This is a genomic window from Prescottella sp. R16 (assembly GCF_030656875.1).
In the GTDB taxonomy this organism is placed as follows: Bacteria; Actinomycetota; Actinomycetes; order Mycobacteriales; family Mycobacteriaceae; genus Prescottella.
Genome location: NZ_CP130943.1, coordinates 3956760 through 3966816 on the forward strand (window position 1 = coordinate 3956760; position 10057 = coordinate 3966816).

The following is a 10057-nucleotide window of genomic DNA, read 5'->3' on the forward strand; positions in this document are numbered from 1 at the left end:
CCATTGCGCGTCGACAACCCCTGCGACCGTCGTACATCCCCTGCGACGGCGCGGTTGTCCACAGCTCCCCGTCCATCCACAGGTCGGCCGAGAACAGCGTCGGGCAGCCCGATCACGCCGGAATCACCCGCCAGGATGGCGAACATGGACCCCATCATTCGGCGTGCCGACGCCCTGCAACGCGGTGTGGCCGACTGGCAACTGCAACAGCTCTGTCGCAGCGGCTCGTGGCATCGACTCCGCCGCGGCGCCTACATCTCTGCGGACAGGTTCGCCGACCTCGGAATTCGTGCCCGGCACCGTGCTCGGGCCGTCGCCACCCTCGAGGCGGCGTCACCGGAGGCGGTCCTCAGCCACCAGTCCGCGGCGATCGTGCACGGCATCGACCTGTGGAACACTCCGCTGACGGCCGTCCACCTCACCCGCGATCGACAGAACGGGGGCAGCCGTACCACGCTGCGGCACCTGCACTGCACGTCTCTCCACCCGGACGAGTCGACCGCGGTCCGTGGCCTTCGGGTGACGACGCCGGCTCGCACGATAGTGGACCTGGCCCGAACCCTGCCGTTCGAGCAAGCCGTCGTCGCTGGGGATCACGCGCTCCATGCACGACTGTGCACCGCCGTCGACCTTGCCGCCGTCGATCCGCGTACGTCCAGGCGCAGGGTCGGCGGCGTCCTGTCCATACTCGACGGCCGCTCCGAATCGGTCGGCGAATCGCGCAGCCGAGTGCTGATGGTCCGCGAGCAGCTACCGATCCCGGAGTGCCAGGCCGACCTCTACTCGGCGGGCGGGAAGCATCTCGGGCGCGTCGATTTCCTGTTCGCCGACCAGGGCGTCGTCGGAGAGTTCGACGGTCGATCCAAGTACGGCCGGCTCGTCCCGGAGGGGCAGGTGCCCGCCGACGTGGTGTGGGCGGAGAAGTTGCGTGAGGACGCGATCCGCAGCGCCGGTTGGGAAGTGGTGCGGTGGGTCTGGGACGAACTCGCAACACCCCGTGTGGTCGTCGAGCGGATCCTCGATGCGTTCGATCGGGCGCGCGGACAACCACGCGGACGTGTCGAACTCACACCGCACCCGTGAACATCGCAGGCTGAGTGCAACTGTCGCAGGGCGTGTCCACCCCGAATCGACCTGCGACAGTTGCAGAATCCCTGCGACAGCGCCGTAACGCCGCCCCACCCGTCCCCTACCCTCGCCACAGCTCCAGGCGCGGCACTCCGGGCGTCTCGAAGCCCATGACCTGTCCGTAGAAGGACAGTTCGGCTTCGCGGGCGTCGACGATGGTGTCGAGGCGGCGGAACCCGTGGGATTCGCCTTCGTAGGCGCGGTAGGCGTGGGGGATGCCCTTGCGTACGAGGGCGTCGCGGAAGCGTTCGGCTTGGGACGGCGGGACGATGGGGTCGGACAGGCCCTGCAGCAGGAGGACGGGGCAGGACAGGCCGTCGACGTTGTTCAGGGGTGCACGGCGTTCGTACAGGTCGACGGCGTCGGGGAGGGGTCCGATGAGTCCGTCGATGTAGCGGGATTCGAAGTCGTGGGTTTCCTGCACGAACTGCAGCAGTTCGGCGACACCGTAGTAGGAGACGCCGCACGCGAACACGTCGGAGGTGGTGAGGGCCGACAGGACGGTCCAGCCGCCGGCGGAGCCGCCTTCGATGGCGAGCCGTCGGGGGTCGGCGAGTCCGGCGTCGGCGAGTCCGCGGACGGCGGCGACGGTGTCCTCGACGTCGACGACGCCCCACTGTCCGCGCAGCCGTTCCCGGTAGTTGCGGCCGTAGCCGGTGGAGCCTCCGTAGTTGATGTCGACGACGCCGATGCCGCGGCTGGTGAAGTAGGCGTAGACGAGGTTGACGGCGGGGGCGACGTGGGCGGTGGGGCCGCCGTGGACGAACGCGACGTACGGGGGTAGTTCGCCGTCGGGGGCGGTGTGGTCGGGGTTGCGGGGCGGGTACACGATGGCGTGCACGTCGCGTTGCGGACCGTCGAACGTCCGCAGTTGCGCCTCGGGAAGGTAGGCGGTGTCGGGGAGGTCGTCGACGGACAGTCGGACGTCGGTGAGCGATCCGTCGGCGAGGTCGAGCAGGCGCAGCCCGGATGCGGTCCGGGCGCCGCCGCAGCGCAACAGGATTCGGGTGCCGTCGACGTCGCAGATCGCCACCGACGCCATACCGTCGAGTGTGATGTCGTCCAGTGTTCCGGTGGCCGGGTCGAGGATCGCGAGGGTGTCGGTGCCGACGGTGCGGGTGGTGAGCAGGCGTCCGTCGTCGAGGGCGACGTGCCAGCGGGCGCCGAGCTGCCACAGGGGGCCACCGAAGTCGGCGTCGACCGGGCAGAGCCCCTGTACGGTGCCGTCGTCCACGCCGACCCGGTACAGGTTCCACCACCCGTTGCGGTCGCTGATCGCGTGCAGGTCGCCGGTGCCGGTCCATTCGGGTTGCAGCACCGATTCCTCGTCGCCGCCGAGGAGGTCCCGCACCTCGCCCGACTCGAGGTCGAGCATCTTCAACCAGGTCCCGTCCCATGGCATTTGCGGATGGTTCCAGGCGATCCAGGCGAGCCGGGTGCCGTCGGGGGACGGCCGCGGGTAGGCGAGGAAGTCGGAGCCGGCGACGATCGGCCGGATCGCCGACGGGTCGCCGAGTGCGGTACCGGAGATCGGGACGACGCAGATCTCTCGTGTCACGCCGACGTCGGTGTGCCGTTCGCACACGCACCACACGTCGTCGCCGACGACGGTGAGGTCGCCGTAGCGGACGGAGGCGGAGCCGGACGGCGGGGTGATGGGGTCCGGGGAGACGTCGGTGGCCGGGTCGAAGCGGTACAGCCGCTGGTCGCTGAATTCGGCGAACACCAGGACGCCGCGGTCGGTGACGGCCCAGGCTCCGCCGCCGTATTCGTGGACGCGGGTGCGGGCGTTCCACGGCGCGGGCAGCACGTCCACCGGGGTGCCGTCGTCACCGAGGCGGCGGATGGTGGTGCGTCCGGCTTCGGTGGGACGTACTTCCGACCACCACGGTCGCCCGTCGACGAAGCAGCCGCCCTCGACGGGGTGGCCGCTCGCGGCGAGGTCGGTGGCGCTGATCGGGGAGGTCCACGATCCGTACGGGGCGACGGTGGGCGCGGGGTTCGTCATATCGAGACCCTAACGATCTAGCGTGCGGTTCATGGGTGTGCAGCTTCCGCCGCGTTTCGTGGCTGCCCCGGTGGCGCGGCTGGCGACGGTGTCGGCGGACGGGCGGCCGCATCTGGTGCCGGTGGTGTTCGCGGTGGCGTCCGGCACGATCTATTCGGCCGTCGACGCGAAGCCCAAGACGACGACGCGTTTGAGGCGGTTGGCGAACATCGCGGAGACGGGGCGGGTGAGTCTGCTGGTCGACCGGTACGACGACGACTGGTCGCAGCTGTGGTGGGTGCGGGTCGACGGTGTCGCCGCCGTCCTGCCCGCCGGGTCCGGGGAGGCGGTCGAGGCGCTGGTCGCGAAGTATCCGCAGTACCGCGCGTTGCGGCCGTCCGGGCCGGTGATCGCGGTGCGCCCCGTCACGTGCCGGGAATGGGCGGCCACCCCCTGATGTCCCGGTTGGGTGGATCGTCCGCGGCGTGATCGAACTGTGCAGTCCGAAACCTCGGGACAGATCCGCCACCGTGACCCGGACGGGGGACGATGGGGGTGGTGCGAATCCGTACCGCTCTGCGTCCGTCATCGGAAAGGACTCCTTCTCATGACACGCCGAATCGCCGGAGCACTCGCCGCCACCGCGGTCACGGTGTCGCTCGGTGTTCTCGCCGCTCCTGCCGCATCCGCTCAGACGGTGCCTCCGGGCTCGGACTTCCAGGAGGGCCCGGGCTCGGTGGGCCTGTGCCTGGTCGTCCCGTTGGGCTCCGTCGTTCTGCCGCTGTGCATCTGAGCCGACGGCGTCCGAGCGTCCGCTCCCCACCGACCCGGACCGGGTGCACCGTCCGATATGCACTTGCGTCCGGGTGGAATCATGGGACGGGTGAGCACACCAGAGTCCCCGCGTCCACGTCGTCCACAACGCATGCTCGAGCAGTCCGCGAAGCTGCAGAACGTGCTGTACGAGATCCGGGGGCCGGTGCACGCGCACGCTGCACGATTGGAGGCCGAGGGGCATCGGATCCTCAAACTCAACATCGGTAATCCCGCTCCGTTCGGGTTCGAGGCGCCCGATGTGATCATGCGCGACATGATCGCCGCGCTCCCCTACGCGCAGGGGTATTCGGAGTCGAAGGGCATCCTGTCGGCGCGGCGCGCGATCGTCACCCGATACGAGTTGGTGCCCGGGTTCCCGGAGTTGGACGTCGACGACATCTACCTGGGCAACGGCGTCTCCGAGCTCATCACGATGACGATGCAGGCGCTGCTCAACGACGGTGACGAGGTACTGATCCCGGCACCGGACTATCCGCTGTGGACGGCCATGACGAGCCTGTCGGGCGGCACGCCGGTGCACTACCTGTGCGACGAGCAGAACGACTGGAATCCGGATATCGCGGACATCGAGTCCAAGATCACGGACAAGACCAAGGCGCTGCTCGTCATCAACCCGAACAATCCGACGGGTGCCGTGTACTCGGCCGAGGTTCTCACGCAGCTCGTCGACCTGGCCCGCAAGCATCAGTTGCTGCTGCTGGCCGACGAGATCTACGACAAGATCCTGTACGACGACGCCAAGCACATCTCGCTCGCGACGCTGGCGCCGGATCTGCTGTGCCTGACGTTCAACGGACTGTCGAAGGCGTACCGGGTGGCCGGGTACCGCGCCGGATGGGTCGCGATCACCGGGCCGAAGGATCATGCGGCCGGGTTCCTCGAGGGCCTGGATCTGCTCGCGTCCACCCGGTTGTGCCCGAACGTGCCCGGTCAGCACGCCATTCAGGTGGCCCTCGGCGGACATCAGAGCATCGAGGATCTCGTCCTGCCCGGCGGCCGACTGCTCGAGCAGCGCGACGTCGCGTGGGAGCGGCTCAACATGATTCCCGGTGTGTCGTGTGTGAAACCGCGCGGCGCCCTGTACGCGTTCCCGCGCCTGGATCCGAACGTCTACGAGATCCACGACGACGAGAAGCTGGTACAGGACCTGCTGTTGCAGGAGAAGATCCTCATGGTGCAGGGCACCGGGTTCAACTGGCCCGACCACGACCACCTGCGTATCGTGACACTGCCGTGGGCTCGCGATCTCGCGGTCGCGATCGAACGGTTCGGCAACTTCCTGTCGAGCTACAAGCAGTAGGCAAGGACGGCCTTCGTCTGCACATCCGCTGCGCGGTGTGTAGATTGACGATCCGGCACCATCGGTGCCCGTAAGCGCCTCGCCTCGCCCCTCCCCCCCTGGGCGACGAGGACATCGGTGGCGGGGACGACCCCCCCTGCTCCCCGCCACCGTCGCTTACCGATTCCACCGGACAGCCCTGATCGGGTGCGGAGACTTCACCGATGACATCCGTTTCTCCGACACCCCCCGCACACGGCCACGGCCACGGCCACGGCCACGGTCCGGTTCCGTTGGGGCCGACCGCCGCCCGCGTCGTCGTGGGACTGCTCGCGGCCGTCGCGATCGTCGTGGTGGCAGGAGCGGTGATCCTGTGGCCGTCGCACCGCCACATCGACATTCCGCTGCCGTACCGGAGCGCAGGCGGTGCCGTCGCGACCGAGAGCGGAAACGTCGTCGCGCAGGACGTCGCACCGTGCGGGAGTCCGTCGAGCGGCCGGGTGTTCGCCGGTGACCCGGCGCCACCACCGGCCGCATCCACCGACATCGAATGCCGGCGCAGCATCGTCGCCATCGAATCCGGCCCCAACGAGGGCACCCGCACGCTCCTCGAAATCGTGCCCGGTCCGGGACAGCCGGATCCGCGGGCCGGTGACGCCGTCCGCCTCGTCCGCCAGACCGACGCGTCCGGTTCGACGATCTATTCGTTCGACGACTACACCCGCGGCGGATCCCTGCTGTTGGTGGTCGCGGCCTTCGTCGTCGCGATCGTCGCCGTAGCCAGGTGGCGTGGCCTGCGCGCCCTTCTCGGGCTCGGAATCACGTTCGGTGTCCTGATCGTCTTCACCCTGCCCGCACTCCTCGACGGCAGTGCGGCGATGCCCGTCGCCCTCGTGTCCGGCGCCGTGATCCTCTACACCGTGCTGTATCTCGCGCACGGCGTGAACCTGCGCACCAGCGCCGCCCTGCTCGGCACACTCGCCTCCATGCTCGTCGCCGCGGTCGCCTCGACCGCCGCGATCCACCTGACTCACCTGACCGGCCTGTCCGAGGAACAGAACACCGCAGTCCAGGCCTACGTCCAGCACGTCAGCATCACCGGACTCCTGCTCGCCGGCTTCATCATCGGCTCGCTCGGTGTCCTCAACGACGTCACCATCACGCAGGCGTCGGCAGCATTCGAGATCGCCGCCATGGACGAAACCGCGACCCGCCGAAACATCTTCACCGCCGCGATGCGTGTGGGACGCGACCACATCGCCAGCACCGTCTACACCCTCGTCCTCGCCTACGCCGGCGGAGCACTACCACTGCTGCTCCTGTTCAGCGTCGCCGACAGCCCCCTCGGCGACATTCTCACCGGGGACGCCGTCGCCGTCGAAATCGTCCGATCCGCCGTCGGCGGCATCGCTCTCGCACTGTCGGTCCCCCTCACCACCGCTATCGCGGTCCTGCTCGCCCGCCCCCGCTCGACCACCGGCCCGACACCCGCGCGCAGAGGACGTCACGCTCGCTGAACAGGGCGGTCGGCGCATCTACACTTCGACCATGAAGCTGCTGTTCGTCTGCACCGGCAACATCTGCCGATCCCCCACCGCCGAACGTCTCGCCGACGCGTGGGCGACGCGTCACGGTGGCACCGGCCTGGACGTGTCGAGCGCCGGGACCCGTGCCGTCGTCGGCTACGGCATGGAACCGACTGCGGCACGCGTTCTCTCGTCGCTGGGTGGCGACCCGACCGGCTTCGTGGCCCGGCAGCTCACACCGGTGATGGCGAACGACGCCGATCTGGTCGTCACCATGACCGAGGCGCACCGCGACGCGGTGCTGCGGCGGGCACCACGCGGCCTCAAACGAACGTTCACCCTGCTCGAGGCCGCGCATCTGGCGTCGACGATCGGACGCGGCACCGTCGCCGACCTCGCGGCCGTCCGAGGCTCCGTCCCTCGGCCCCGGCTCCTGGACGTCCCCGATCCGATCGGATGCGACGCGGACGTGTTCACCGAGGTCGGCGATCTGATCGACACGGCTGTCACCGCGCTGCTGACCGGGCTGGCACACACCACGAACACCGACCATCGGGAAACCGCCCGGTGACGACGGACTCGCACGGCGACCGAGCTCTCGAGGACCCGGAAACTGTTCGCGCGCAGCGCCGTACCGTGCACATCTGGACGATCGTCGTGGTGGCCGCGCTCGTGTTCGGTGCCCTGACCTATCTGGCCGCGGTGTGGACGGTCACCGGCCAGACCATCGAGAATGCGGCCCTGCGCGGCGCCGACCAGGTCGATCCCGCCGATCTGCAGCAGGCCGACGACGCGCTCGCCCGCATCACGGTGCTGTCACTGGCGGTCGGCACCGCGGCGGTGTGCGCGGTGGGGTTGCTGCGCCGCCAGCCGGTCCTGGCATTCGCTGCCGGCTCGATCGTCGTCGGCGGTCAGGTCGTCACCCAGTCGCTCAAACGTTTCGTGCTGCCGCGTCCGGAACTGGTGGACGTCACCGCCGCCTACGCGCACAACAGTCTGCCGAGCGGGCACACCACGATCGCCATGACGGTGCTCGTCGCGACGATGATCGTGGTGCCGTACCGGTTTCGGGGTGTCGCGATGTTCGTCGTCCTGACGTGGGCGGTCGGTATCGGCGCCTACACGATCGTCGCGAAGTGGCATCGGCTGTCCGACACTCTCGCCGCCGATGCCGTCGCTCTCGCCGTCGGCGCGACCGTCTGCCTGGTACTGACCCGGACCGGGCATCTGCGGGTCGTTCCGGTCGACGGCCGGCGCCGGTACCTCCGGAGTGTCTTCGTGTTCGTCGTCGCGTTCGTCGGTGCGGTGTCCGCCGCGGTCGGAGCTCTGCTGATCATGCTCACCTGGAACCGGCCGCCGATCGACGAGGTCTCCGAGTACAACTTCTTCCTCGGGGCGCATTCACTCGCGTCCGCGGGGTCGATCGCCGCGGCACTCGTCTTCTGGTGGAGTCTGCACCGTGTCGAGCTGCGTGGCCGATCCCGCGATCGGATGACACGGACGGATCCGTCGATTACGGTGTAGCTCATCGCATCCCAACGATGCGGTGAAGTCGGGGCCAGTCGGGGCAAGATCTTCCTCAGCGTTCTCGCGTGCAGTGCACCGGGACGTGACTACGGCGCGCGCACCGGCCGAATTCACTTTCGACAGAGGAGCAATCATGGGTTCATTCGAGGATTTCGTCATCATCGACACCATCGTCGGCAGCCTCGGCGGTTTCGTCGGCGAGCTCGGCACGTTCATCGGCCGGCTCGGTGCACTGAGCCTCGGTGGTCGCTGACCACACGCACGCACGCGAGGACACCCCCGGCCGGTGGCCGGGGGTGTCCTCGTTCGCCTGTCAGGGCCGGCTGGGCTCGACCACTCGCTTGGATACGGATGGTGACGGATATGCCTGCGTCACAGTGATTTCCGACTTCTGTACGGGGGCGTCAGCGTCGTAGTAGTACCGGTACTCGTATCCGCCCTGCCCCTTGGAGGGTGTCATCGTCAAGATGGTGCCCAGAACGGTCGCGCCGACACCGCGAAGGTTCCCGATGGCCCGCGCGACCTGGTCCCGCTTCGTTTTTCCGTGCCGCACGACGACGAGCGCACCGTCCACCTTCACGGCGAGGACTGCCGCGTCGGTCACCGGGATCAGTGGTGACGCGTCGATGACGACGAAGTCGAAGCGTTCCCGCAGATCGTCGATCAGCTTCTGCGCGTGCGACGACCCCAGCAGCTCACTGGGATTGGGCGGCAATGCACCCGACGCCAGCACCGACATGTTGGGGTAGGGCGACGACTGCAGCGCATCGTCGAGGTCGGCCTGCGCCGAGAGGACGGTGCTCATACCGACCGACCCGATCAGGTCCAGATACTTTGCGACCCGGGGCCGACGTAGATCCGCGTCGACGAGGCACACCGAGTAGCCGGCCTCCGCGAGTGCGATCGTCAGGTTGATTGCGGTCGTCGTCTTCCCTTCCCCGGGAAGGGAGCTGGTGATCTCGATGACGCGCGGCGGGTTGTCGACTTCGAGGAACTGAAGGTTGGTCCGCAGTTCCCGGAATGCTTCCGCTCCGGCCGAGTAGCCGTCCTGGAAGGCGATGGCGGCCTTCTGTTCCCGGTCCTTGTCGAACGGGACGATGCCGACCGCGCCGACGCCGGCGAGTTCGTCGAGCACCTCACGGGACTTGACGGTGTTGTCGAGTCGGTCGCGCAGCACCGCGAGTGCGATTCCGCCGAGCAGGCCGATGGCGAATCCGAGCGCGAGGTTGCGCTTCGTCCGGGGGCTGACGGGGGCGTCCGGCGTGTCCGCCTTCTGCTCGACGACCACCCGCGCCATCGGCGGTTTTCCGGGCTCCATCGTCTCGAGTTCCTCTGCCATGACGACGAACTCGTCTGCGAGGGCGTTCGCCAGATCGCGGGCACGCTCGGGTGACGGATCGGTGACAGCGAGGGTGAGCAGCACCGTGTCGGGCGTCGACGACGCCTTCACCTCACCGGCCAGTTGCTTGGCTGTCATCGTCGTGTCACCGAGTTCGTCGAGCGTGCGCTGCGCCAGCGTGGTTCCGGACAGCAGGCTCGTGTACGACGCCACCCGTTCCTGTGAGAACCGATTGCCCTGATAGACCTCGTTGACCGAGGCCCCCGAGGACGTGGAGACGAACAGTCTCGCCGACGCCTGGTACATGCGCGTGGACATCAGCGACGCCACCAGGGCGGCGAGCACCCCGAGCAGCGTGACCGCCGCGATGATCTTCCAGCGCGACTGCACGATGCGCAGGTAGTCCTGTACTTCCATTCCACGAACCCCGACTT

9 protein-coding genes are annotated in these 10057 nt (G+C 68.4%); 7 read left to right on the forward strand and 2 right to left on the reverse strand.

What is annotated here, in order from left to right; translation table 11 throughout:
• Positions 1-144 precede the first annotated feature (144 nt).
• Positions 145-1083, forward strand: a complete 939-nt coding sequence (locus Q5696_RS18610; protein ID WP_370654823.1) for a hypothetical protein — start codon at positions 145-147, stop codon at positions 1081-1083.
• A gap of 106 nt (positions 1084-1189) precedes the next feature.
• Here the strand turns inward: Q5696_RS18610 and Q5696_RS18615 are convergent, their stop codons facing one another.
• Complete coding sequence (locus Q5696_RS18615) at positions 1190-3136, reverse strand: S9 family peptidase (RefSeq protein WP_305092732.1); 1947 nt, start codon at positions 3134-3136, stop codon at positions 1190-1192.
• A 31-nt stretch (positions 3137-3167) separates the two neighbouring features.
• Between Q5696_RS18615 and Q5696_RS18620 the strand changes: the two genes are divergently transcribed.
• The 6 genes from Q5696_RS18620 (at position 3168) to Q5696_RS18645 (ending at position 8281) form a co-directional block, all read left to right on the forward strand.
• Entirely contained in the window at positions 3168-3572 is a 405-nt protein-coding gene (locus Q5696_RS18620) for a TIGR03668 family PPOX class F420-dependent oxidoreductase (protein WP_305092733.1), read from the forward strand.
• A gap of 150 nt (positions 3573-3722) precedes the next feature.
• On the forward strand, positions 3723-3908 hold the full coding sequence (locus tag Q5696_RS18625; protein ID WP_305092734.1) for a hypothetical protein: 186 nt from the start codon (positions 3723-3725) through the stop codon (positions 3906-3908).
• An 81-nt stretch (positions 3909-3989) separates the two neighbouring features.
• Positions 3990-5252, forward strand: coding sequence for a pyridoxal phosphate-dependent aminotransferase (locus tag Q5696_RS18630; RefSeq protein ID WP_305092735.1), 1263 nt, complete (start codon positions 3990-3992; stop codon positions 5250-5252).
• A 203-nt stretch (positions 5253-5455) separates the two neighbouring features.
• A complete protein-coding gene (locus tag Q5696_RS18635) occupies positions 5456-6748 on the forward strand; it encodes a YibE/F family protein (protein WP_305092736.1) in 1293 nt (430 codons plus the stop codon).
• A gap of 31 nt (positions 6749-6779) precedes the next feature.
• Positions 6780-7328 (forward strand): low molecular weight protein-tyrosine-phosphatase, encoded by a 549-nt coding sequence (locus tag Q5696_RS18640; protein WP_305092737.1) that lies wholly within the window; start codon positions 6780-6782, stop codon positions 7326-7328.
• Positions 7325-8281, forward strand: coding sequence for a phosphatase PAP2 family protein (locus tag Q5696_RS18645; RefSeq protein ID WP_305092738.1), 957 nt, complete (start codon positions 7325-7327; stop codon positions 8279-8281). The genes Q5696_RS18640 and Q5696_RS18645 overlap by 4 nt, the downstream gene beginning before the upstream one ends.
• A gap of 316 nt (positions 8282-8597) precedes the next feature.
• Here Q5696_RS18645 and Q5696_RS18650 read toward each other — a convergent pair whose 3' ends face one another.
• Positions 8598-10040 (reverse strand): tyrosine-protein kinase domain-containing protein, encoded by a 1443-nt coding sequence (locus Q5696_RS18650; RefSeq protein ID WP_305092739.1) that lies wholly within the window; start codon positions 10038-10040, stop codon positions 8598-8600.
• Between the last annotated feature and the right edge of the window lie 17 nt (positions 10041-10057).